Below are 23,947 nucleotides of genomic sequence, written 5' to 3'. Positions count from 1 at the left end.
AACAGGGACGGACTATCGGCTGTTCCGGTTACCCGGAGCGCTGATGGTCTGCACCCGGGTTCAACCCCTCGATTCAAATTCCCCTGATGTTTGCTCAGATATGCCGACGACGTCGCAGTTTGCGCTTTTGCCAGTTGCGCCCCACCCATATCCGCCAATACAACATGGTCGCAGCGTAGCCCACTATTGCCAGGACGGTGCCGGTCAGCAGCGCGCCGAGCAACAGCGGCTGCCAGATGTGATGAATTTCCGACATCAGCCAGGTTAGTGACAGCTCCATGGGGATGCTGCGCTCGGGTGCGCCCAGCAGCAAGGTGCCGATCTTGTATTGGGTGAAGAACACGGCAGGCATGGTCACCGGGTTGGTCAGCCAGACCAGCCCGATCGAAATCGGCAGGTTCGCCCGCAGCGGCATCGCAATAGCAGCTGACAGCAGCATCTGCATCGGAATCGGCAACATGGCAACAAACAGGCCCACCGCCATGGCTCGGGCCACACTATGGCGGTTGAGATGCCATAGATTCGGATCGTGCAGCATGGTGCCCATAAAGCGCAGCGACTTGCTCTGCTTTATCCGTTCAGGGCTGGGCATGTAGCGTTTCAGGAGCCTACGCGGCATCGCGAATATTCGATCTGGGAAATGTGGACCAATTATGCATGGAATGTCAGGGCGACACTACTGCCTGGCGGCAATGGAGGTGCACAGGAAGTGGGTTTTTTCTCATCGCTGGTGAGCCGGTTGCTGGTCCTGTGGCTAGGGCTGCTGCTGCCACTGACTCTAGAATCCTTGCCGTCTCTGCCATGGCTATTTTGCCTCACGTGCCTGATACCCCTCGTTGGATTATGGCGATCCGCGGGCCGGCATATCGGCTTGCTCGTGGCCGGTGTGGTATGGGCCTGTCTGTTTCACCATCAACAAATGGAGCAACGGTTGCACTCTGCGCTGGATATGCAACGGGTCGTGTTGGAGGGGCGCGTCCAGGGTCTGCCGGAGGCTACCGATACAGGCTGGCGGTTCAGAATTGCCGATGCCCGGTTGCAGGACAGCCCAGAGGGCGTGGGCCAGGCTTTGCCATCTATTCGCGCTCATTGGTACGCGGGTGAGCAGGTGTTCCCCGGCGAGCATTGGCGCTTCGAGGCGCGTTTGCGCCGCCCCAGGGGTATGTCCAATCCCGGACGGTTCGACTACGAAGCCTGGCTATACGCCAATGGTGTGGGCGCGGTCGCCAGTATCAGCTCGGGCGAGCGTATGCAGCGCCCGAATACGTCCGGGTTGGGGCCGGTGCGCGATTATATTCGTCAGCGCTTGCAAAGGGTGCTGGGGGAGAGTCCTGGACATTCCCGCTTGACAGCCTTGGTGGTCGGCGACCGCAGTGTGCTGGACAAAGCTGATTGGAATGTCTTGCAGGCCACGGGTACCAGTCACTTAATGGTCATATCAGGTTTGCACGTGGGCATGTTCGCCGCGGCCATATTTGGTCTGGCAGCCCTGGCCGGCCGTATGGGGTTGCTGCCCTTTACCTGGCCGCGGCTATGGCTGGCTGCGCCCCTGGCGGTACTGGCGGCGGCCCTGTATGCGGGACTTGCCGGGTTTGCAGTGCCTACCCAGCGGGCGTTGCTGATGGTGGCACTGGTGTTGCTCGCCAAGCTGATTTATCGCCAGCCAGGCCCCTGGATTTTCTGGTCTGCCGCCCTTTGCTCAGTGACGCTATTGAACCCGGCAGCTCCGTTGTTGGCGGGCTTCTGGTTGTCCTTCATGGCGGTCGGGTTGTTGATTCTGGGCATGCATGGGCGTTTGCAAACCAAGGGTTTATGGTGGCGCTGGGGACGTGCGCAGTGGGTGGTGTTCATTGGGCTCTGGCCCTGGCTGCTGCTATGGGGAATGCCTGGCAGTATTATTTCCCCTCTGGTCAATGTGCTGGCGATCCCCTGGGTGAGCCTGATTGTAGTGCCGGCTGCGTTGCTCGGCACGGTGTTGGAGCTGGTGTTTGGTGCTACCTGGTTACTGATCGGTGCGGGCAAGGCGTTGGCCGCTCTTTTCGCCATGCTGAGTTGGGCTGCGCAGTGGCATTTGCCCAGCTATCTGGCTTTTCCCGGGTGGTTCAACTGGTCGCTGGGAACGTTGGCGGCGTTGGCGTTGCTCAGCCCGTTAGCAAGATTGTTATGTGTGCCCGCTCTGGTGTGTCTGCCGGTTTTGCTGAGCAACCCCCAGGCGCGGCCACAGGAGCGACAGCTGTGGGTGACGGTGCTGGATGTTGGCCAGGGCCTGGCGGTGTTGTTGCAAACCCGCGAGCACAACCTGCTCTATGATGCCGGGGCACGGCTATCCAGCGGCTTCGATCTGGGCGAGGCGGTTGTGCACCCGGCGCTGGTTGAGCTGGGCGTTGAGCGACTGGACAGAATGTTAATCAGCCATGCGGACAACGATCACGCAGGCGGTGCCATGGCCATGGTTACCCGGATGCCGGTAACCGAAGTGCTGGCCGGGCAGCACGAAGCGTTACCGCCGGCGTTGCCGGTCAGGCCCTGCGAGCCCGGGGAGACATGGGAATGGAATGGTATAAGCTTTGCGGTGATTTACAGCGCGCCACCACCCGCGCCAGCAAACGAACGCTCTTGCGTCTTGCGCGCCGGCATAGGTGCTGCGAGCGTGTTGCTTCCCGGTGACCTGGGCATCCGCGGCGAATACCAGATGTTGCGTGAGACACTTGCGGCGCAACTGTTGCTGGCCCCGCATCATGGCAGTCGCACGTCATCGTCCTACGCCTTTATTCGTGCGGTCGATCCCCGATGGGCCGTGTTCAGCGCCGGCGCAGGTAACGCATTCAATCATCCTCATCCCAAGGTTGTGGATCGCTACCGGGAATTGGGCGTGGAACCTGTTTATACTAGCGCCTCGGGTGCCATCCGCTTTGTGCTGGATGAGGCGGGAGGCAGCTACCGGAAATGGTCGTGGCGCGATAAGGCCCGGCGATTCTGGCATGAATAACAAGATTGCGCGGGCAAGGGTTTTGCCTGTGCTAGAGTTAGCCAACATTTGGGGGAGGGAACGCGTGTGTGGGAATTGATCAGTGCGGGCGGCTGGCTAATGCTGCCAATAGTGTTGTTTTCGGTCATTGCTGTGGCCATCGTCATTGAACGGTTATGGACATTGCGGACCAGCCGGATTGCTCCCCCCAGTTTGCTTGGCCAGGTCTGGCGCTGGGTCAAGGATGGCGAACTGGACGCTGCCAAACTCAAGAGCCTGCGGGCTGATTCGCCACTGGGGGAAATCCTTGCTGCAGGTCTGGCCAATTCCCGCCACGGCCGCGAAATCATGAAGGAGTGCATTCAGGAAGCCGCCGGCAAGGTCATCCACGAGTTGGAGCGTTACCTGAATACGCTTGGCACCATCGCTGCCATTACGCCGCTATTGGGGCTGTTGGGTACGGTGATCGGCATGATCGACGTGTTCAGCGCCATCATGGCGCAGGGTACTGGCAATACCGGCGTTCTCGCAGGGGGTATCTCCAAAGCGTTGATCACCACGGCTGCTGGCTTGACTGTGGCTATCCCTGCACTGTTTTTCCACCGCTTCTTTGTTCGCCGGGTGGAAGAACTGGTCATCGCCATGGAGCAGGAAGCCACCAAGCTGGTGGAGGTCATGCAAGGCAATCGTGAAGTGGAAGGCGCCGAGCAGCAAGTCAAAGTCTCCCATGTCGGCAGCACGCGCAAGGGAGCCTGACCGTGAACTTCAGACGCAAGAAGCCTGATGAGGCCAGCGTAAACCTGACGCCGCTGATTGATGTGGTGTTTCTGTTGCTGATCTTCTTTATGGTTTCGACCACCTTTACCCGGGAAACACAGCTGAAACTTGATCTTCCGCAAGCCGCTTCTGGTCAGCAGGTAGATAGTGCGGAGACCCAGCAGATCGAACTGGTCATTTCCGCCACGGGTGACATCGCCATCAATCAGAAGGCCTTGGCCGCACCCTCCATGGACACGTTGAAGACCGCGTTGGAGCGCGAATCGGCGGGCGATAACAGCCTGCCGTTGATCATTACGGCAGACGCGCAAACCCCGCATCAGGCGGTTATCATGGCGATGGACGCCGCGGGTCAATTGGGTTTCACCCGGCTGCGGCTGACCACCAGTGAGATGGGGGCGGACGACAGCCAGTGAGGGGCTTTTCGCTGGAACAGTTCATGCTGCGGGCCTGGTACCAATCAAGCCCGTGGTTGAAGCTGCTCAGACCCTTGTCGGCTGTATATGCCTCTGCCGTGGTGCGCCGACGGCATCGCTACCTGAATGACCCTGAACGTGTATGGTTGGCGCCGATCCCGGTCATTGTGGTGGGGAATATCACCCTGGGCGGCACCGGCAAGACGCCTATGTGTATCTGGCTGATCTCCTATCTGCAATCCATCGGTCTGAAACCCGGCGTCATCAGTCGTGGCTATGGCGCTGAAGGTACGGAGTTTCCGCACCTGGTCGATCCGCTGGTGGATACGCCCGAGCAGACGGGTGACGAGCCATTGTTAATCGCGCGTCGTTGCGCGGTGCCGGTGGTGATTGACCCTGATCGACCGCGCGCTGCCCAGTACCTGCTTGCTAGCGCTCAGGTAGATGTGATCATCAGTGATGACGGTCTGCAGCACTACGCCTTGGGCCGCGATCTGGAAATTCTCATCCTTGATGCAGCGCGCGGCCTGGGTAATGCCCGCTGTCTACCCGAAGGCCCGCTGCGCGAACCCGCAGCCCGTTTGCGCTCGGTTGATATAGTGGTGAGCAACGGTCAGGCGGCTGACGACGCCAACGCCTTCGCCATGACCCTGGCTCCTGTAGCGCTGGTCAACATGTGCACCGGCGACCGGATTCCTGCTGCACAGTGGCAGGGTGGGCAAGAGGTAGAAGCGGTCGCAGGTATTGGTAATCCGCAGCGTTTTTTTAACACCTTGAAAGGGTTATCCTTGCAGCCGAACGGTCACGCCTTTGCTGATCATGCGCAATATACACCTGCGAGCTTTGTCCGTTGTGATCCCGGCAAGCCGCTGATCATGACCGAAAAAGATGCCGTCAAGTGCACCGGGTTTGCCCGTGACAACTGGTGGTATCTGAGTATTGATGCGTCGCTCAGCGACGCTTTCGCCTCGCGCCTGCAACAGTGCCTGGAGACGGCATTGCGGCAACGCTGAGGTTCCCATTCGTTTTCAGGAGTCACCCGATGGATCCCAAACTGCTTGATATTCTTGCATGCCCTCTGTGCAAAGGACCTCTGGTACAAAATGCCGACAAGACCGAGCTCTGGTGCAGGGCTGATGGCCTAGCTTTTCCCGTGCGCGACGGTATTCCGGTGATGCTGGAAAATGAAACGCGAGCGCTGGACGCGGACGAGCGGTTGGACCGCTGAACATGTTCCACGTCATTATTCCCGCCCGTTTTGCATCGACACGCTTGCCCGGCAAGCCGCTGCTGGACATCGCTGGCAAGCCGATGATTCAGCATGTCTGGGAGCAGGCGTGCAAGAGCGACGCCGCCAGCGTCACTATTGCAACTGACGATCAGCGTATCGCCGATGCCTGCGCGACGTTCGATGCCAAGGTGGTGCTGACCCGCGCTGACCACCCCTCGGGGACTGATCGTCTGCAGGAGGTGGTCACGCACCTGGGCCTGGAGCCCGGCGCCTGCGTGGTCAACGTCCAGGGTGACGAGCCGCTGATCCCGCCTGCATTGATTAATCAGGTGGCGGCAAACCTGCTGGCCCACCCTAAGGCCAGTATGGCGACCCTGGCCGAGCCGCTTGAGGATCTGCAGAGTCTGTTCAATCCGAATGTGGTCAAGCTGGTGACCGATCACCAGGGCTACGCCTTGTATTTCAGCCGTGCACCCATGCCCTGGTGCCGGGACGCCTTTGCCCAGGAGCCGAAACAACTCCCTGCGGATCTGCCGTTCCGGCGGCACATTGGCCTCTACGCCTATAAAGTCAGCTTTCTACATGATTATGTCACCTGGCCGTGCAGCCCACTGGAGCAGGCCGAGTCTCTGGAGCAGTTGCGCGCGCTGTGGTTCGGCTGCCGCATTCAGGTAGCCGATGCCTGCGAAGTGCCACCGGCGGGAGTGGATACCCAGGCGGATCTGGATCGCGTTCGGGCGCTGCTGGGGGCGGTATGACTCGCGTGCTGTTCGTTTGCCTGGGCAACATCTGTCGTTCGCCGACGGCGCAGGGTGTTTTTGCGAGCCAGTTGCAAGCTAGCGCCTTGCAGCATGAAATCAGTATCGACTCCGCCGGCACCGGTGGTTATCACACCGGCGAGCCGCCAGACCAGCGCGCCACTGCCGCAGCCTTGAAACGCGGCTACGATTTGCGCATGCAACGTGCGCGGGCAGTGGCTGACGAGGACTTCGAGCAATTTGACCTCATTCTCGCCATGGATCAGAGCAACCTGGATAACCTGCTTGCACGAGCTCCTGCCAACGCTCGCGCGCGTATCGGTTTACTGATGGACTATGCCCCGGATTGGCCCCAGGAAGTGCCGGATCCGTATTTCGGTGGCGAAGCCGGTTTTGAGCAGGTGCTCGATATGCTCGAAGCGGCTAGCCGGGGATTGCTGGAAGATCTGGCTCGAACCTCATGCTGACGATTGCCGAACATGCCGATCTGCGTACGTTCAATAGCTTCGGCATCAGCGAAAAGGCGCGTCGCCTGATCTGCGTGGAAACTGAAACCGACCTGCGCGAGGCGTTGGCATTGGCCAGTACGCACAAGTGGCCTGTGACCCTGCTCGGCGGTGGCAGTAACGTAGTGCTGTCCGGCCCCGTGGATGGTCTGGTGATTGCCATGCGCACCCGCGGCCGCCGTGTTATCACGCGCAACGGCTCTGAGGTTGTTGTCGAAGGTGAGGCGGGGGAGAACTGGCATGCGCTGGTCAACTGGACCCTGGATCAGGGTCTGTCCGGTCTGGAGAATCTGTCGCTGATTCCCGGCACGTTGGGCGCCGCGCCAGTGCAGAATATTGGCGCCTATGGCGTCGAGCTCAAGGACAGCTTTGAAAGCCTGGATGCGCTGGATCGTGAAAGTGGTCAGGTGACCCGTTTTACGTTAGCTGACTGCCGCTTCGCCTACCGCGATTCGTTATTCAAACAAGCGGCAGGGCGCTATGTCATTCTGCGGGTACGTTTGCGCCTGTCGCTGCGGCCGCAGTTAAAGATCGAATATGCACCATTGGCAGCAGCCTGGCAGTTCACCGGGCTGCAACGCCCTGATGCTCGGGTAGTCAGCGAGCTGGTCTGTCAGATCCGTAGCAGCAAGCTGCCGGATCCTGCGCACCTGGGTAACGCCGGGAGTTTTTTCAAGAACCCGCTGGTATCGGCGGTCAAGTTGCAGCAATTGCTGGTGGAGCATCCACAATTGCCGCATTACCCACAGCCTGATGGCCAGTTCAAGGTGGCTGCGGGCTGGCTGATCGAGAAGGCTGGATGGAAGGGCTATCAGCAAGGCAGCGTTGGTGTGCATAGCGAGCAGGCGCTGGTGCTGGTGAATCTGGCCGCAGCCAGGGGCGCTGAAATACTGGCCCTGGCGGACCGGGTACGGCAGGACATACTTACCCGTTTCGGCCTGGAACTGGAGATGGAGCCGCAGCGAATCGGTTGATCTGACAAAAAAACCAGCGCCATAAAAAAGGGGATGCCGAAGCATCCCCTTTTTTTGTCTTGAACCCCGTTAGCGAGGGTTCTTGTCTTCTTCGTCAGCGTTGTCAGCTTTGCTTTCGCTTTCGTCTTGCGCTGCTTCGGCCGATTTCTCGTCTTCAGTAGACGTGTCCTCGGGCTCGATGGCCAGCGCAGCCTGTTCGGACATGGAGTTGGCGCGCGGCGCTGGCTCCTGCACGTCGGCAACGTCAGTCTCGACGGTTGACTGCTGTGGCTCTGCTGCCGCTTCTTGCTCTACAGCTGGTTGCGCAACGAGCTCCGGCGCTGTGACAGCTTCTTGCGCTGGCGCAGATGCTTCTGCCTGTTCGGCAAGTCGCTTGGCTTCCAGCTGGCGGCGGCGAATTTCCCGAGGATCGTTATAGGCACGACCGCTTTCTGTTACCGCAGGAACTGGCTCAGGAGCTGGCTCGGCGGCCGGCTCAGGCGTCGCTACTACCGGTTCCGGCGCAGATTCGGCAGGTGCTTCCACGGCCGCTTCAGGCTCGGCCTGTGCTGTTGCAGCGACAGGTGTTTCGACCTTGGTAGGCTCGGTAGTGGTTTCGTTTACGGACTGAATGACTGGCGTCAGAGTCTCGGTCGTCTCTGGCGTGTCGGTAACGTCCGCTGATGCTGTGCTGGGCTCGGATGCAGTATCAGCTACGCTCGTTTCCTCTTGCTGCTCGCGGGGCTGCGAGTGGCTGAAGGCTTCAACGGCATGCTCGATAGAGGCTTCCAGCTCAACGGCAGCTTGTGTCAGTCCGGCTTCAACCGGAGCACTGATGTCGCTGACGTCAGCACGGGCCGAGGCTTCAGCTGGCTGCTGCTCGGTATTGTGTTCAGGCAATGCTGCGGTCGCAGACACTGCAGCTGCAGCAATCTTGCTCGGCTCAGAGCCTGATTGCGCCGCACCTTCTTTAACACTCTGGTCTGCATCTTGATCGGCAGCCACGGTGGACTGCTGGTCAGCATTTTGCTGACTGCTCTGTTCGCCATCGACGCTTTGGGTTTCATCCTGATTCACGCGGCTGCGACGATTGTTTCGGCGGCGCTGGCTGTTGCGTGAGCGACGCTTCGGACGATCGCCCTCAGTGCCTTCCTCTGCAACGGGTTGATCTACCTGGTCCAGATCGACCTCTTCGCTCTCCAGCTTCTCCTCGTTACGGCGAGGACGGCGTTCAGCAGGTGCGGCGCTGTTGCTTTCCTGATTGACCGGACGCGTGTCAGTGCCGGCGTCGCTAGGAGCGCGGCGACGGCGACGGGTGGTTGGCGCCTCGGTAGATGCGCTGCTATCGATGACTGCGGCGGCGGCGGCAGCAGGCTGCTGATCACGCTTCTCGGCCTGCGGCTCGTTACGCGGCGCCTGCGGCTTGCGCTCGGGGCGCTCGGCACGCTCAGGCTTTTCAGTTCGCTCGCTGCGTTCGGGCTTTTCAGCGCGTTCTGGACGATCACTGCGCTCGTTGCGCGGGCGACGGTTGCGGCCATTGCGCCGCTCGTCGTTGCGCTTGTTGTCACGTGCAGCAGGGCGAGCTTCCGACTTCGCCGGCTTGGCTTCTTCCGCAGGCTGCTCATCGGTGGCAAACAAGCTGACCAGGGATTTGATCAGACCTTTGAAGATGCCCGGTTGGGCTTCCTGGATTGCCTGGGCTGCTGCGGCTACCGGGGAGGGCGCAGGGCGTGAAGGGGCAATGGTCTTGACCGCTGCTTCCTGACGCACAATGGCTTTGGTCTGGCTGACCGGCGTTGGCTCTTCAGCAACGATGTCACTGCTCATGGTGTAGCTGGTTTCGCCGTTCAGGACCGACTCGTGATCATCACGCAGGCGCTGTACGTCAAAGTGCGGCGTTTCCATGTGTTCGCTGGGCAGGATCAGCAGGCGGACCTTGGTACGCTCTTCGGTCTTGGCCAGCGCATCACGCTTCTCGTTGAGCAGGAAGGTAGCCACGGCGATCGGCACGTGTGCGCGCACTTCAGCGGTACGCTCCTTGAGCGCTTCCTCTTCAATCAGTCGCAAAACGGAGAGCGACAGGGATTCAACGTCGCGGATGGTGCCGCGACCGTTACAGCGTGGGCAGACGATACCGCTGGTTTCACCCAGAGACGGACGCAGGCGCTGACGCGACATTTCCAGCAGGCCAAAGCGTGAGATGCGACCAACCTGAACACGGGCACGGTCGGCTTCGAGGCTTTCCTTGACGCGTTCTTCCACGGCGCGCTGGTTCTTCGCTGGCGTCATGTCGATAAAGTCGATAACGATCAGGCCGCCGATATCACGCAGGCGCAGCTGGCGGGCGATTTCTTCAGCCGCTTCCAGGTTGGTCTGCAGCGCAGTTTCCTCGATATCGCTACCTTTGGTGGCGCGCGAGGAGTTGATGTCGACTGATACCAGAGCTTCCGTGTGATCGATGACGATGGAGCCGCCGGAGGGCAGTTTCACTTCACGTTCAAAGGCGGTTTCAATCTGGCTTTCAATCTGGAAACGGTTGAACAGGGGCACTGTGTCTTCATACAGTTTGACCTTGCTCGCGTACTGCGGCATGACCTGACTGATGAAGTTCAGCGCTTCTTCCTTGACCGTTTCGCTGTCGATCAGCACTTCGCCGATGTCCTGGCGCAGATAGTCGCGGATCGCGCGGATGATGACGTTGCTTTCCTGATAGATCAGGAACGGGGAGGGGCGCTCGGTGGAGGCGCCTTTGATGGCACCCCAGAGTTGCAGCAGGTAATCCAGATCCCATTGCAGTTCTTCGGCGCTGCGGCCCAGGCCGGCAGTACGCACGATCATGCCCATATCGGCGGGCACGTTCAGGCTATTAATAGCTTCGCGCAGATCGTTGCGCTCATCGCCTTCGATGCGGCGTGAGATACCACCGGCACGGGGATTGTTTGGCATCAGTACCAGGTAACGGCCAGCCAGACTGATGAAAGTGGTCAGGGCGGCGCCCTTGTTGCCACGTTCTTCCTTGTCTACCTGGACAATGACTTCCTGGCCTTCGCGCAGTACTTCCTTGATGTTGACGCGGCCTTCAGGCTGCTTGGAGAAGTATTCGCGGGAGATTTCCTTGAGGGGGAGAAAGCCGTGACGATCAGATCCGAAGTCGACGAAAGCGGCTTCGAGGCTAGGCTCGACCCGGGTGATCCGGCCTTTATAGATGTTGGCTTTCTTCTGTTCACGGGCTCCGGATTCAATATCCAGATCGTACAGGCGCTGGCCATCTACCAGGGCGACGCGCAACTCTTCGGGTTGAGTTGCGTTGATCAGCATTCTTTTCATGAAGTACCGTTGTGTTTCCAGTGCTCCCGGATTACACAATGACGGCACCTGCGACTCTTATGTCAGGTGTCAGGCGTGTTTCTGCTTGGGCCAACCTTGCCCTTGTTCAGAGTGATCATCACAGCCAGGGCGGTGATAACGGCATCTGTCTACGGCGAGTACAGAGAAACTATTTCAGAGAACCTTCAAAGACGGGCTGGCGTGATCCTGTCACAGCGCGACCTGGTGAATAACTCGAACCAGAAATGCCGGCGTCGAATTGTGCTTTACCACCGGCAGAGGATCGGATCACCTGCTGGCGTGTTCAAAGGTTCCTTCGGGAGGAATCAGCCGGACTGGGAACGGGGACACATAAAACACGTATCGACGCTCGTCACATGATCCTGAAGCTGTGCATCTCCACCTAACACATACCCATCTTAATCGGGTGCCGCTCATCGTCTTGCGGGGAGCGGGTTTATATTCTGGCTGCCACATGGCAACCAGTGTGTCGATCAATAAGGCCGCCTGGCAAAATCTATAATAGCCTGGCGAGGCCTCTATATCGGTGTTTCTGGGGGCTGCGGCATCATCTTGCGCTAGCGGTATCCCCGGCTGCCTGTTACGCAGCTCGTCCGAATATAACAGCATTTTTTAAGTGCTTCAATTGCAAGAAAAAATGTATCATGCGCGGATGAATACAAGCGCCTCCGATATGCCCCCCAAAGTCCAGATTGATCTGATTACCGAAGACCAGGCCGGTCAACGTATCGACAACTATCTGCTGACCCGTCTCAAGGGTGCTCCACGCACCTTCGTCTACCGCATTTTGCGCAAGGGTGAGGTGCGCGTTAATAAAGGCCGGATCAAGCCAGAATACCGGCTTCAGGCCGGCGATAACGTGCGTATCCCGCCGGTCAGACTGCCAGAGCCAAACGAGCCGGTGTTGGTCGGGCAGGGCATTTTGCAGGCGCTGGAAAGCAATATCGTCTATGAAGACAAAGGCCTGATTGTGGTCAACAAGCCAGCCGGCCTGGCTGTGCACGGTGGTAGCGGGCTGAATTTTGGGGTTATCGAAGCCATGCGTCAGCTTCGTCCGGACTGTCCGCAACTGGAGCTGGTGCACCGCCTGGACCGGGATACCTCCGGCTGCCTGATGATTGCAAAAAAGCGCAGCATGCTGCGGCATCTGCACGCAGCGTTGCGCGGTGATGGCGTTCGCAAGCGCTATCTGGCGCTGGTGCGTGGGCACTGGCCCGCGACCACCAAACGCGTGCACGCGCCGCTGCAGAAGAATAACTTGCGCTCCGGTGAGCGGATGGTGGAAGTCAATCCGGAGGGTAAAGAGTCCCTGACCGAGTTCAGTGTGGTCAAACGCTTCGGCGATTTCGCCACGCTCGTCGAAGCTCGGCCTATTACCGGCCGTACGCATCAGATACGGGTGCATGCGCGGCACGCGGGGCATCCGATAGCGGGTGACCCCAAATACGGTGATGATGACTTCTCCCAGCAGATTCGTGAGATGGGTGGCAAGCGCCTGTTCTTGCATGCGGCGTCGCTGACGACCGAGTTGCCTGATGGTACGCGTCTGGAAATAGCCGCGGAGCCGGGCCGGATGTGGGACGAAACTTTGAGAAAGCTAGATCATGCGTGAAATCCGAACGGTTATTTTTGATTGGGATGGCACACTGTCCGATTCCATCTCGCGTATTGTCGAGTGCATGCGTGGCGCCGCCGAACTGATTGGTGTGCCTTTGCCAGCCGAGCAGCAGGTGCGAGACATTATTGGCCTGGGTTTGCCCGAAGCGGTGGCGGTGCTGTTTCCCGATATCGACGACCCGTCTTTAACCCGGCGTCTGACCGAAGCCTACAGCCAGTATTTCGTTGCTCAGGAACAAACACCCTCGCCGCTGTTCGACGGTGTGCTGGATACCTTGGCTGAGCTGCGTCAATCCGGTTACAAGTTGGCAGTGGCTACCGGCAAGAGTCGCCGGGGGCTGGATCGAGTACTCAAGTCACATGATCTGACGAATTTTTTCGATGCTACTCGTTGCGCCGATGAAAGCCTGAGCAAGCCGCATCCAAGGATGCTGGAAGAAATCCTCAATCGCCTGGAAACCCCAGCCACCAATGCGGTAATGCTGGGTGACAGCGAGTACGACATCCGCATGGCTCACAATGCGCGGGTGCGCGCTATCGCCGTGACCTATGGCGCGCAGTCGCGGGAGCACCTGTTGCAAAGCCAGCCGGAGCATTGTATTGATGCTTTCAGCGAGTTCCGTAGCTGGATTCTGTCGCCGGTGAACTCGGCACCCGTCAGTAAGACAATCAGTATTCCCGTAAGCAGAGGTTAGAGCATGTCATCGGATAAGTGGACCGAAGGTCCTCAGCAGGATCCTGAGCAAACTCGGGCGGCGGCGTTGAAAAGTCGTGAAGACAGAAAGGCCTGGGAGTTGCTGGAGAAAGGTTTACTGGCTTCGGTTCAGGAGCAACGTCGTTCGCGCCGCTGGGGTATTTTCTTCAAAACGCTGACCTTTGTTTATCTGTTTGGCGCGATCATGCTGTTTTCGGATTTCTCGTCGATGGAAGGGGCTGGTTCCGTCGGTGAGCCCCACACTGCAGTAATCGAATTGCGCGGGCTGATTGCTGACCAGCAGGAAGCCAGTGCAGACAATCTGGTCACCAGCCTGCGCAGCGCGTTCGAAGACGAAAACACTCGCGGCGTGATTCTACGCATCAACAGCCCAGGTGGCAGCCCGGTGCAGTCAGGCTATGTGTATGACGAAATCAAGCGTTTGCGTGGGTTGTATCCAGACAAGAAGCTTTATGCGGTGATTACCGATCTGGGTGCGTCAGGTGCTTACTATATTGCCGCGGCCGCAGATGAAATTTACGCGGACAAAGCCAGTCTGGTGGGGTCGATTGGCGTCACCGCCGCCGGTTTCGGTTTCGTCGAGACCTTGGATAAGCTGGGGATCGAACGCCGCACTTATACTGCCGGCGAGCATAAGGCATTTCTCGATCCCTTCCAGCCAGAGAAGCCGGAAGAGCGGGCGTTCTGGCAGGACGTTCTGCAAACCACCCACCAGCAATTTATCGAGCAGGTAAAAGCTGGCCGGGGTGATCGTCTCAAGGAGCATCCGGATATGTTCAGCGGCCTGGTATGGTCAGGCGAGCAGGCGGTAGAACTGGGTCTGGTTGATGGTTTGTCTAGCACCTCGGCGGTAGCACGGGACATCATCGGTGCTGAAGAGGTGGTTGATTTCACCCATCGCGAATCTCCCTTCCAGCGCTTCTCGCGTCAGCTGGGAACCAGCATCGGCAATACCCTGGCAACGCACCTGGGTTTGAGTGCCCCGGTGCTGCGCTGAGCCGCTAGCGCTCAGGGTAAATCGATTCCTTCCTTTATAAGCATGTCGCACAGTCTGATCAGCGGAAGCCCGATCAGGCTGTTGGGGTCATCCCCGCGCAGGGCGTGAAACAGCGTGATCCCCAGTCCCTCCATTTTGAAACTGCCAGCGCAGTCGTAAGGCTGCTCTGTGCGTAGATAACGCTCGATGCGCTCGGCGTTCAACGTCCTGAAGACCACCTCGAAGGGCTCGACCACGGATTGGCTCTCACCGCTCAGGCTGTTCAGCAGGCACAGTGATGTGTGAAATGTCAGGGTCCTGCCGCTACAAGCTGATAGTTGTTCGCGGGCAGCCTCATGAGTGCCGGGCTTGCTCACCGCAACGCCATTGAGCAACAGCACCTGATCCGAGCCGATTATCAGGTGCTGGGGATAGCGCTCGACCAATGCCAGTGCTTTGGCTTGCGCCAGACGCAGGGTCAGCGCGGCAGCGCTCTCACCGGGCTGTGCTGTTTCGTCCACCTCCGGCGCTGCCCAGGTGAAAGGCAGCCCTAGTCGCTCGAGCAGGGCGCGTCTATAGGGTGAGCTTGAGGCAAGTACAATGGGCAGCATGCTATAGGCCTGATGAGTGTGAAGGGGGCATTCTAACCCCGGCGCGCGCTGTTGGGATTAAACTGCAAATAGTTTTGACAGCGGGGCGCATGATGCCTAGAATTGCGCGCTTATGTCTGGACCCATACCTGCACACATAGAGCCACGCAAGCTGGTTGACCGCGAAATCGTTCTGAAAGGAACCGTTGCTGCCGTCAAGATGCCACGCCTGAGTGCCCTGTTGGACGCTCCTGCCGGGGACGTTCAGGTTGAACTCGCTTTTGCGCGGGACGAGCAGGGTATTGCTACCCTGCACGGACACTACGCGGTTGAGGTGGCACTGATTTGTCAGCGTTGCCTTGAGCAAGTAGTGGTACCGCTCGATAGTCAGTGTGACGTGGGTTTTGTAACAAGTGACGAAGCAGCCAAACAACTGCCGCGGCACTACGAACCGGTTATTATGGATGATGAACCCCTGGATCTGCATGCGCTGATCGAGGATGAACTGCTCTTGGCTCTGCCTGCAGTTCCAATGCATCCAATGGAAACATGTCAGCATCCCCCGGGCTACCAACCCGATCCGGAGGAACCTGAAGCGGAAAAGACTGAGAAGCCTAATCCCTTTAGTGTGTTGGCATCGTTAAAACGTGATACCTGAAAAGCTTAGGAGCTTATCGCCATGGCTGTACAGCAGAACAAAAAGTCTCGTTCCGCGCGCGGAATGCGTCGTTCACATGATTCACTGACCTCAGCGGCTCTGTCAGTGGACAGCACCACCGGTGAGACTCACCTTCGTCACCACATGACTCCCGATGGCTTCTACCGTGGCCGTCAGATAGTTAACAAGGACAACGACGAGTAAGTCTTGTCCACGTCAGTCCGTCTTGCGATTGATGTGATGGGCGGGGACTTCGGTCCCCGTTGCATTATTCCTGCGGTTGCCCGCAGTTTGCAGATGACCCCTGATCTGCATGTCATTCTGGTTGGTGCTACCGACCCCGTTGCTCAGCTATGCCAGCAACACCGCTTGCCCCCCGAGCGTTTCCAGCTTATTCCCACAACTGAAGTCATTCTCGCCGATGATCCGCCTGCCAGCGTTTTGCGCGGCAAGAAGGATGCGTCCATGCGCGTGGCTATTCAGCAAGTGCGCGACGGGCATGCTGACGGCTGTTTGAGCGCCGGTAATACCGGTGCGCTGATGGTGCTGTCGCGGTCGCTGCTGGGTACCCTGGAGGGGATAGAGCGACCGGCCATCATGGCAGCGCTGCCGGTGGCGGGGAAATCCTGTTTTTTGCTCGACCTGGGCGCCAATGTGGATTGTTCCGCGCGGCAGTTGTTCGAATTTGCCGTGATGGGCTCTGAAGCGGCCAGCGAGGTCTCGGGCATCGACAGGCCGCGGGTGGCGCTTTTGAATATCGGCAGCGAGGTCAACAAGGGCTCGCACAATGTGCGCGAGGCCGCCAAGCTGTTACGCGAAAGCGACCTGGTCAACTATGTCGGTCATATCGAGGGCGACGCGCTTTTTCGCGGCGATGCCGACGTGGTGGTCTGCGATGGCTTTGTCGGTAATGTCGTGCTCAAGGCCAGTGAAGGGCTTGCAGGCTATTTGCAGGGTGAGATTCGCAATGCTTTGCGCGCCAGCCTGCTGTTACGTTGCCTGGCGCCGCTGCTGCGGGGTGCGCTGAAGCCGACGATCAGCAGGCATGATCCGGGCTGCTACAATGGAGCCAGTTTACTGGGTCTCAATGGCGTGGTGGTCAAGAGCCATGGCAACGCCGATGAGAAAGCTTTTAGCGCGGCTATTCAACAGGCGGTGCGGGTCAGTCGAGCGGGGTTGCCGCAGCGTATCGCCGCGAGGCTTGATGGCTTGAGCTGGCCGGCGGCTTGAGCGCGATTGTGACCTGTAGGTGATCGCGGCCATCCAAGCTGCAATTCGTGCAGCGCTTGCGCGCATCACCAAGCACACCGATTTTGATAATAAAATGAGGAAGATGGTATGAATCAAACCCTCGCGTTCGTGTTTCCGGGACAGGGCTCCCAAGCTTTGGGCATGCTCGCCGGCCAGGCCGAACAGCACGACCTGATTGCCCAGACCTTCGCTGAAGCGTCCGACGCTCTCGGTTATGACCTGTGGAAGATTTGCCAGCAGGGGCCTGAGACCGACCTCAACCGTACTGATATTACCCAACCGGCGATTCTCGCTGCTTCAGTGGCGCTGTGGCGGCTCTGGTGCGCGCAGACCGATGTACGTCCGGGTTATGTGGCCGGCCACAGTCTGGGAGAATACTCCGCACTGGTAGCTGCGAACGTGATCGGTTTTGCTGATGCCCTGCGTCTGGTCGAGCGCCGTGGGCAGTTGATGCAGCAGGCTGTGCCGCAAGGGCAGGGCGGTATGGCTGCGATACTCGGGTTAGAAGATCAGCAGATCATCGATATATGCGCTGAAGCGGCCCAGGGTGACGTGGTCAGTGCCGTGAATTTCAATGCGCCGGGGCAGGTGGTGATCGCCGGCCAGGCCGCAGCGGTTGAGCGTGCGATAGTCGGCTGCAAGGCGGCTGGAGCCAAACGCGCAATTGCCTTGCCGGTCAGCGTGCCCTCACATTGTGCGTTGATGCAGTCCGCAGCCGAACAATTGGGCAAGGATTTTGCCGGTTTGCAGTGGCAGGCGCCGCAGATGATCCTGGTGCAGAATGTATCAGCGCGTCCAGCTGCCGATCTGGATGGCATGCGCCATCTGCTGGTAGAGCAATTATATAATCCGGTGCGCTGGGTGGAAAGCATCACCTGGATGGCCGAGCAGGGTGTGACCGATCTGGTTGAATGTGGTCCGGGTAAAGTGCTTTCGGGTCTTAACAAGCGCTGCGCGAAGGGTGTAAATACCCATAATCTGGAATCAGCAGACGGTTTCGCCGCTGCCCTGAGCCATTTTACACAAGGGGTTTGAATATGAGTCTTGAGGGAAAAGTAGCCCTGATCACCGGCGCCAGCCGGGGTATCGGGCAGGCAATAGCGCACGCATTGGCAGCCAAAGGTGCCATCGTGGTCGGCACTGCCACCAGTGATAGTGGCGCTGCGGCGATAGCCGAAAAACTCTCCCAGGCCGGCTACACTGGTACTGGATTGAAGCTGGATGTGCGTGATCCTGCATCCGTTGCGGAGGTGCTTGAGCAGATTACCGAGCAATATGGCGCACCCGCTATTTTGGTTAATAATGCCGGCATCACGGGCGATAATCTGCTAATGCGTATGAAAGACGCAGAGTGGGAGGATGTGATCAATACCAACCTGGGCTCGGCTTACCGCCTGTCCAAGGCGGTGCTGCGCGGCATGACCAAAGCCCGCTGGGGGCGTATTATCAACATCAGTTCCGTTGTTGCCGGTATGGGTAACGCTGGTCAATCCAACTATGCTGCTTCCAAGGCGGGGATGGAGGGATTTACCCGCGCCCTGGCCCGTGAAGTCGGTTCGCGTTCGATCACCGTCAACGCAGTAGCCCCTGGCTTTATTGATACTGATATGACCAAAGCCTTGAATGAAGGCCAGCGCTCTGCAATGCTGGAGCAGATTCCGCTTGGTCGCCTCGGACAGGCAGACGAAATCGCCGCAGTGGTCGAATTTCTGGCCGGCGACTCCGCTGGGTACATCACCGGTGCTATCATTCCGGTGAATGGCGGGATGTTTATGAGCTAAGCTGTATCTCTCTGGAATGGGCCTATTGGCTCAAAAGGAGAGAAGAATTTTTACGCGGTGAAGGCCCGGTGGCCTTGACCTCTTTGAGATAGAAACGATTCGTGCTTGAAATGACGCAAATTGTTTCTATAAACTACCCGCAGTCCGGCTTCCCGGAACTGCAACCAGGAGTGAGAACAAGGTATGAGTACCATCGAAGAACGCGTCAAGAAAATCGTTGCCGAGCAGCTCGGCGTCAAAGAAGAAGAAGTGACCAACAGTGCTTCTTTTGTTGAAGACCTTGGCGCTGACTCGCTTGATACCGTTGAGCTGGTCATGGCTCTCGAAGAAGAATTCGAGACCGAGATTCCGGATGAAGATGCCGAGAAAATCACCACCGTTCAGGAAGCTATCGACTACGTGAATTCTCACCAGAAGTAATCACGCGGTTAGTTGACTGTACTGAAAAAGCCGCAGATCTTTCGGGATCTGCGGCTTTTTTGTGTATCGAAAGTGTGCGTGGGCCCGGCAATCTGAGCGGCTTATATTGCCGAGTAGCTGCTTTATGCGGACAATACCCGACTGACGCAAGCCGGGATGGCTTTAATACCCGGTTTTGTATCGTCCCGAAGAGTTGAATAAGGAGCATCCTGTGTCGCGCAGACGCGTCGTGGTAACTGGCTTGGGTATGTTGACCCCCCTCGGTAATACGGTCGACAGCAGTTGGCAGGCAGCCCTGGCGGGCAAAAGCGGTATTGGCCCGATAGAGCATATGGATGTCAGTGCCTTCGGCACGCGCTTCGGCGGCTCCATCCGCAACTTCGACATCGAGCCATACATGGCTGCGAAAGAAGCGCGCAAACTGGATCTGTTCATTCAGTACGGCATTGCCGCTTGTATGCAGGCGCTAACCGATTCGGGTCTGGAGGTGACAGAGGCCAATCGTGATCGCATTGGGGTCTCCATGGGCTCCGGCATTGGCGGCCTGACCAATATTGAAAAAAACCACGAGTTATTGCTTAACAGTGGTCCGCGGCGCATTTCCCCATTTTTTGTACCGGGCTCCATCATCAACATGGTGGCCGGCTATTTCTCTATTCAATATGGTTTGCAAGGCCCCAATTACGCTTTGACCACCGCCTGCACCACCGGTACGCACAGCATCGGCATGGCGGCGCGCAACATTGCCTATGGCGAAGCTGACGTAATGGTCACCGGCGGCTCGGAAATGGCTACCAGCGGTCTTGGTCTGGGCGGCTTCAGCGCGGCACGCGCGCTCTCGACCCGCAATGACGATCCTCAAGCGGCCAGTCGCCCCTGGGACAAGGACCGCGATGGTTTTGTGCTGTCCGACGGCTCCGGCGCCATGGTGCTGGAGGAGTACGAGCACGCCAAGGCACGGGGCGCGACCATCTATGCCGAGCTGATCGGTTTTGGGATGAGTGGGGATGCTTACCACATGACCGCACCGCCGGAAGATGGCCGCGGTGGAGCCAAGTGTATGCAGAACGCGCTGAATGACGCGGGGCTGAATGCCGACCAAGTGGGCTACATCAATGCCCATGGCACGTCCACCTCCGCTGGCGACCTGGCCGAGACCCGCGCGGTCAAAACCGTATTTGGTGAGCATGCCGCCAAGCTGGCGATCAGCTCTACCAAGTCCATGACCGGGCACTTGCTCGGTGCGGCCGGGGCAGTCGAAGCTATTTTCAGCGTGTTGGCTTTGCGCGATCAGGTTGCGCCACCGACCATCAACCTGGATAACCCCGACACTGACTGCGATCTGGACTATGTTGCGCATGAGGCGCAGGCAAGAAGTCTGGAGTTCACGGTTTCCAACTCCTTTGGCTTCGGTGGTACCAACGGCAGTCTGGTATTCCGTCGTATCTGATGGGGATGACCAGTAACGCTGTGCCCGAGTGCCTGATTGACGGTCAGCCGGCCAATCAGGTCCGGGTGACGGATCGTGGTCTGAGTTACGGCGATGGCCTGTTTGAAACCCTGCGGGTCAGCCAAGGCAGCATCGCCCTTATCGATTATCATCTTGCCCGCCTGCAGCGCGGTATTCAGGCGCTGCGACTACAGGCTGACATTGAGCTGATTGCCGAAGAATGGCGGGATCTGGCTGCGCGCATGGGCGCGGGGGTGATCAAGCTGACCCTGACTCGTGGCAGTGGGCAGCGTGGTTATGCCATTCCCGCCGATGTCCGGACAGTACGCATTCAGCAGTGCTTTCCTCCGGCCAATTACCCTGAAGCACACGCCAGAGAAGGTATCCGCCTGTTTTCCTGCGCTACCCGATTGGCCCACCAGCCATTGTTGGCTGGCATCAAACACCTCAACCGGCTGGAGCAGGTGTTGGCGCGCAGTGAATGGAACGACCCGCAATATGCCGAGGGCCTGGTATGTGATATTCAAGGCCTGGTGGTTGAATGCACCATGAGCAATCTATTTGCCCGGCAGGACGGCATCTGGCTGACACCCTCTCTCGCTCAGTGCGGGGTAAGCGGAGTGATGCGCGAGTACCTGATGAACGAAATGCGCGCCCATGGCGAGCAGGTTGAAGAAGTAGAGCTGCAACACTCCGCGTTGTTAAATGCCTCAGAGTTATTCTGTTGCAACAGTCTTTTTGGTGTGTGGCCAATCATTGCGCTAGACCGGCATCAATGGCCAGTTGGCCCCCATTCCAGATACGCCCAAGCATTGGCGGAGCAGGTAATAAAGTGAAGTCGATTCTTAGTTTTTTCCGATTACTCATTGTTTTAACAATATTTCTTGTTGGTGGAGTGGCGCTGTGGGGATATTTCACCCTGCAGTCGGCGCTGGACCAGCCCTTGCAGGTTGAGCAGGTACAGAATCTGGATGTGCCATCCGGCAGCAGCCCGGCGCGGATTTTCTCCCGGCTCGAGCAGGACGGGATTCTGCACAGTTCCGAGTGGCTACGCCGCTACTGGCAATGGCAGAAACCCGACGCAGTTCTGCAGGTAGGCGAATACGTCATGGAGCCTGGCATGACCGCGCAAGATCTGCTCCAGCGGCTGGCTAATGCCGAGGTGCTGCAACGCAGCGTAACCCTGGTGGAAGGATGGACGTTCAAGCAGGTGCGCGATCAGTTATCCCGCGCCGAGCGCCTGCAGCAGACGCTGGACCCGGACTGGTCGATGGAAAAGGTCATGGACGAACTGGACCTGAAAGGCGTGCATGCCGAAGGTCAGTTCTTTCCCGATACCTACCAGTACACCTTCGGTATGAGTGACCGGGATATTCTGCTCAGGGCCTACGAGCGTATGCAACGCGTCCTGGAAGAGGCATGGGCCTCCCGTGCTGAGAACCTGCCGATCAAAACGCCCTACGAAGCCTTGATTCTGGCATCGATTATCGAGCGGGAGACCGGGGTGCCTCATGAGCGCGATGAAATCGCCGGTGTCTTTACTCGCCGGTTGCAGATCGGCATGCGCTTGCAAACCGATCCAACCGTTATCTACGGCATGGGCGATGACTACGAGGGTCGTATTCGTCTGCGCCATCTGCGCGAACCCACCGCATATAACACCTATACGATAGATGGATTGCCGCCGACGCCGATCGCCATGCCCGGACGTGAAGCCTTGATCGCCGCAGTGACGCCAAAGAAAGGCTCGAGCCTTTACTTCGTCGCCAAGGGGGATGGCAGCCACGTGTTTTCCAACAGCCTGCAGGAGCATAATCAGGCAGTGCGTCGTTTTCAGATCGAACAGCGAGCGGCCGATTACCGATCCAGTCCTGCTCCGGCAGCCCAGATTGAGGAAGCCGAGTAGTGAGCGGACTTTTTATCACCTTTGAAGGCCCGGAAGGGGCTGGCAAGTCGACTAATTTGCAGGTCTTCGCCCAGGCTCTAAACGCTGCCGGATGCCAGCCGCTGTTGACTCGTGAACCCGGTGGCACGTCGGTCGCTGAGCGGATTCGTGATGTGTTGCTCAGCCACCATGAAGAACGTATGTGCTCCGATGCCGAACTGTTGTTGATGTTCGCTGCGCGCGCGCAACATCTGCATGCTCTGATAAAGCCCGCATTGGACGCCGGGCGGGTGGTCATCAGTGATCGCTTTACCGACGCGACCTATGCCTATCAGGGGGGGGGGCGGGGAATACCGGTGGAACGTATCGCCAGCCTGGAAACCTGGGTGCAGGGTGAACTGCGCCCTGATATCACGGTTATCTTCGACGTGCCGGTCGAGGTAGGCATGGCGCGTGCTCGGGCGCGCAGCGAGCTGGATCGGTTCGAGGTTGAAGAGCAGTCCTTTTTTGAAGCGGTGCGCAACACCTATCTGTCGCGTGCCGCTGCCGAGCCGCAGCGTTACCGGGTAATTGATGCCAGCGGCGATCTGCAACAGGTGGCCGCTGCCATGCAGCCGGTGATCAATGAAGTGCTGGAGCGCTGGCATGCTTGAGGTTGTCTGCCCCTGGCACGCGCCGATCTGGAGCAGCCTGACCAGTCAGACTCAGCATGCGCATGCCTATTTGTTCAGCGGCCTGCCTGGCGTTGGCAAGCGGCGCTTTGCCAACGCGTTTGCGGCTTTTCTGCTTTGCGATACTCCGGAACATGCTATGGCCTGTGGTCATTGTCGTGCCTGTCTGTTGCGCGAGGCGGGAAGCCATCCTGATCTGTTATTGCTGGAGCCGGAGGAAGAGGGCAAAGCGATTCGCGTCGATGCCGTGCGGCAACTGGTGGATTTTATCGGCCAGACAGCGCAGCAGGGTGGGCGCAAGGTGATCGTGCTCCACCCGGCCGAAGCGATGAATCAGAACGCCGCTAACGCGCTGCTGAAATCGCTGGAAGAACCTACCCGTGACACTTTCCTGCTGTTGGTCAGTGACCAGCCCAGCCGTTTGCTGGCGACCATCCGCAGCCGCTGCCGAGTACAGACCCTGGCGGCGCCCTCGCAAGCGGATGCGCTGGACTGGCTGGCCACCGCCGTGCCCGAGTTGCAGGCAGAGCAGCATCAGGCCCTGTTGATCATGTCCGGAGGAGCGCCCTTGCGCGCGCTGGAGCTGCATCAGTTGGATGCCATAGCCATGCGTCAGCAGGTGGTGGCCGATATCAAAGCGCTGATCAAGCAGGAACGCTCGCCTAGCCAGGTCTCAGACGCCTGGTCCAAATACCCCCTTGAACTGCTGCTGGACTGGTTTTGCAGTTGGACGCTGGATTTGCTCAAACTGCACACCGGGGCTCAGCCAGTCGCCAGCAACCAGGATATGGATAAAGTGCTCGGCTATGTGGTGCGCTTTCCCACCGCCGGGCAGTTGATGGATTGGCAGGGCTGGTTGTTGGCGCATCGTGCTATGGTGCAGGGCAAGGCCAACCTGAATCGCGGGCTGTTTGTCGAAGCGTTGTTGATTGAGTGGAAAAAACTGCTGGAAAAGCGTTAACCTGCCAGCATCTAG

25 protein-coding genes are annotated in these 23,947 nt (G+C 58.6%); 22 read left to right on the top strand and 3 right to left on the bottom strand.

Features of this window, described 5'->3' with window-relative positions:
• Positions 1–94 precede the first annotated feature (94 nt).
• The gene (locus DT594_RS06460) at positions 95–619 is read right to left on the bottom strand and encodes a DUF2062 domain-containing protein (RefSeq protein WP_096348082.1); all 525 of its coding nucleotides are present in this window, start codon (positions 617–619) and stop codon (positions 95–97) included.
• 21 nt (positions 620–640) lie between these two features.
• Between DT594_RS06460 and DT594_RS06455 the strand changes: the two genes are divergently transcribed.
• From DT594_RS06455 to murB, 8 genes are all read left to right on the top strand, one after another.
• Complete coding sequence (locus DT594_RS06455; RefSeq protein ID WP_149331872.1) at positions 641–2,989, top strand: DNA internalization-related competence protein ComEC/Rec2; 2,349 nt, start codon at positions 641–643, stop codon at positions 2,987–2,989.
• 66 nt (positions 2,990–3,055) lie between these two features.
• Positions 3,056–3,724 (top strand): MotA/TolQ/ExbB proton channel family protein, encoded by a 669-nt coding sequence (locus DT594_RS06450; protein ID WP_096348084.1) that lies wholly within the window; start codon positions 3,056–3,058, stop codon positions 3,722–3,724.
• 2 nt (positions 3,725–3,726) lie between these two features.
• Positions 3,727–4,161 carry an ExbD/TolR family protein gene (locus tag DT594_RS06445; RefSeq protein WP_149331871.1) on the top strand — a complete coding sequence of 145 codons (435 nt, stop codon included), beginning with the start codon at positions 3,727–3,729 and terminating at the stop codon, positions 4,159–4,161.
• 23 nt (positions 4,162–4,184) lie between these two features.
• The gene (gene lpxK, locus DT594_RS06440) at positions 4,185–5,174 is read left to right on the top strand and encodes a tetraacyldisaccharide 4'-kinase (RefSeq protein ID WP_149331870.1); all 990 of its coding nucleotides are present in this window, start codon (positions 4,185–4,187) and stop codon (positions 5,172–5,174) included.
• Between the two features lie 29 nt (positions 5,175–5,203).
• Entirely contained in the window at positions 5,204–5,389 is a 186-nt protein-coding gene (locus tag DT594_RS06435; protein ID WP_096348086.1) for a Trm112 family protein, read from the top strand.
• A 2-nt stretch (positions 5,390–5,391) separates the two neighbouring features.
• Positions 5,392–6,150, top strand: coding sequence for a 3-deoxy-manno-octulosonate cytidylyltransferase (kdsB, locus tag DT594_RS06430; protein WP_149331869.1), 759 nt, complete (start codon positions 5,392–5,394; stop codon positions 6,148–6,150).
• On the top strand, positions 6,147–6,617 hold the full coding sequence (locus DT594_RS06425) for a low molecular weight protein-tyrosine-phosphatase (protein WP_149331868.1): 471 nt from the start codon (positions 6,147–6,149) through the stop codon (positions 6,615–6,617). The genes kdsB and DT594_RS06425 overlap by 4 nt, the downstream gene beginning before the upstream one ends.
• Positions 6,611–7,630, top strand: a complete 1,020-nt coding sequence (murB, locus tag DT594_RS06420; protein WP_149331867.1) for a UDP-N-acetylmuramate dehydrogenase — start codon at positions 6,611–6,613, stop codon at positions 7,628–7,630. Before DT594_RS06425 ends, murB begins: the two co-directional genes overlap by 7 nt.
• 69 nt (positions 7,631–7,699) lie before the next feature.
• Here the strand turns inward: murB and rne are convergent, their stop codons facing one another.
• Positions 7,700–10,936 carry a ribonuclease E gene (gene rne, locus DT594_RS06415; RefSeq protein ID WP_149331866.1) on the bottom strand — a complete coding sequence of 1,079 codons (3,237 nt, stop codon included), beginning with the start codon at positions 10,934–10,936 and terminating at the stop codon, positions 7,700–7,702.
• Positions 10,937–11,630: 694 nt separating this feature from the next.
• On the opposite strand from rne, the gene rluC reads away from it, so the two are divergent.
• The 3 genes from rluC to sppA are packed head-to-tail and all read left to right on the top strand — an operon-like array spanning position 11,631 to position 14,286.
• Entirely contained in the window at positions 11,631–12,569 is a 939-nt protein-coding gene (rluC, locus tag DT594_RS06410; RefSeq protein WP_231703211.1) for a 23S rRNA pseudouridine(955/2504/2580) synthase RluC, read from the top strand.
• On the top strand, positions 12,562–13,269 hold the full coding sequence (locus DT594_RS06405) for an HAD-IA family hydrolase (RefSeq protein ID WP_149331864.1): 708 nt from the start codon (positions 12,562–12,564) through the stop codon (positions 13,267–13,269). The genes rluC and DT594_RS06405 overlap by 8 nt, the downstream gene beginning before the upstream one ends.
• Positions 13,270–13,272: 3 nt before the next feature.
• Entirely contained in the window at positions 13,273–14,286 is a 1,014-nt protein-coding gene (gene sppA, locus DT594_RS06400; protein ID WP_149331863.1) for a signal peptide peptidase SppA, read from the top strand.
• A gap of 11 nt (positions 14,287–14,297) precedes the next feature.
• On the opposite strand, the gene DT594_RS06395 is transcribed toward sppA, so the two are convergent.
• Positions 14,298–14,876 (bottom strand): Maf family protein, encoded by a 579-nt coding sequence (locus DT594_RS06395; RefSeq protein ID WP_149331862.1) that lies wholly within the window; start codon positions 14,874–14,876, stop codon positions 14,298–14,300.
• Positions 14,877–14,988: 112 nt separating this feature from the next.
• Between DT594_RS06395 and DT594_RS06390 the strand changes: the two genes are divergently transcribed.
• From DT594_RS06390 to DT594_RS06340, 11 genes are all read left to right on the top strand, one after another.
• On the top strand, positions 14,989–15,513 hold the full coding sequence (locus DT594_RS06390; RefSeq protein ID WP_149331861.1) for a YceD family protein: 525 nt from the start codon (positions 14,989–14,991) through the stop codon (positions 15,511–15,513).
• Between the two features lie 21 nt (positions 15,514–15,534).
• On the top strand, positions 15,535–15,717 hold the full coding sequence (rpmF, locus tag DT594_RS06385) for a 50S ribosomal protein L32 (protein WP_084671990.1): 183 nt from the start codon (positions 15,535–15,537) through the stop codon (positions 15,715–15,717).
• 3 nt (positions 15,718–15,720) lie between these two features.
• Positions 15,721–16,743 (top strand): phosphate acyltransferase PlsX, encoded by a 1,023-nt coding sequence (gene plsX / locus DT594_RS06380; protein WP_149331860.1) that lies wholly within the window; start codon positions 15,721–15,723, stop codon positions 16,741–16,743.
• Between the two features lie 108 nt (positions 16,744–16,851).
• The gene (fabD, locus tag DT594_RS06375) at positions 16,852–17,799 is read left to right on the top strand and encodes an ACP S-malonyltransferase (RefSeq protein ID WP_149331859.1); all 948 of its coding nucleotides are present in this window, start codon (positions 16,852–16,854) and stop codon (positions 17,797–17,799) included.
• Positions 17,800–17,801: 2 nt separating this feature from the next.
• The gene (fabG, locus tag DT594_RS06370) at positions 17,802–18,545 is read left to right on the top strand and encodes a 3-oxoacyl-ACP reductase FabG (protein WP_149331858.1); all 744 of its coding nucleotides are present in this window, start codon (positions 17,802–17,804) and stop codon (positions 18,543–18,545) included.
• A gap of 183 nt (positions 18,546–18,728) precedes the next feature.
• Complete coding sequence (acpP, locus tag DT594_RS06365; RefSeq protein WP_096348098.1) at positions 18,729–18,965, top strand: acyl carrier protein; 237 nt, start codon at positions 18,729–18,731, stop codon at positions 18,963–18,965.
• Between the two features lie 211 nt (positions 18,966–19,176).
• Positions 19,177–20,415, top strand: a complete 1,239-nt coding sequence (fabF, locus tag DT594_RS06360; RefSeq protein ID WP_149331857.1) for a beta-ketoacyl-ACP synthase II — start codon at positions 19,177–19,179, stop codon at positions 20,413–20,415.
• Positions 20,416–20,420: 5 nt separating this feature from the next.
• Entirely contained in the window at positions 20,421–21,251 is an 831-nt protein-coding gene (gene pabC, locus DT594_RS06355; protein ID WP_149331856.1) for an aminodeoxychorismate lyase, read from the top strand.
• A complete protein-coding gene (mltG, locus tag DT594_RS06350; protein WP_149331855.1) occupies positions 21,191–22,321 on the top strand; it encodes an endolytic transglycosylase MltG in 1,131 nt (376 codons plus the stop codon). The genes pabC and mltG overlap by 61 nt, the downstream gene beginning before the upstream one ends.
• The gene (gene tmk / locus DT594_RS06345) at positions 22,321–22,953 is read left to right on the top strand and encodes a dTMP kinase (RefSeq protein WP_149331854.1); all 633 of its coding nucleotides are present in this window, start codon (positions 22,321–22,323) and stop codon (positions 22,951–22,953) included. Before mltG ends, tmk begins: the two co-directional genes overlap by 1 nt.
• Positions 22,946–23,932: a DNA polymerase III subunit delta' gene (locus tag DT594_RS06340; RefSeq protein WP_149331853.1), complete on the top strand. Its 987-nt coding sequence runs from the start codon at positions 22,946–22,948 to the stop codon at positions 23,930–23,932. The genes tmk and DT594_RS06340 overlap by 8 nt, the downstream gene beginning before the upstream one ends.
• The last annotated feature ends 15 nt before the right edge of the window (positions 23,933–23,947 follow it).

The sequence above is a fragment of the Halopseudomonas laoshanensis genome, from assembly GCF_008365385.1.
Taxonomy (GTDB): domain Bacteria; phylum Pseudomonadota; class Gammaproteobacteria; order Pseudomonadales; family Pseudomonadaceae; genus Halopseudomonas; species Halopseudomonas laoshanensis.
The sequence above is the reverse complement of the archived record's forward strand: the minus strand, read 5'-3'. Positions and strand labels throughout refer to the sequence as shown.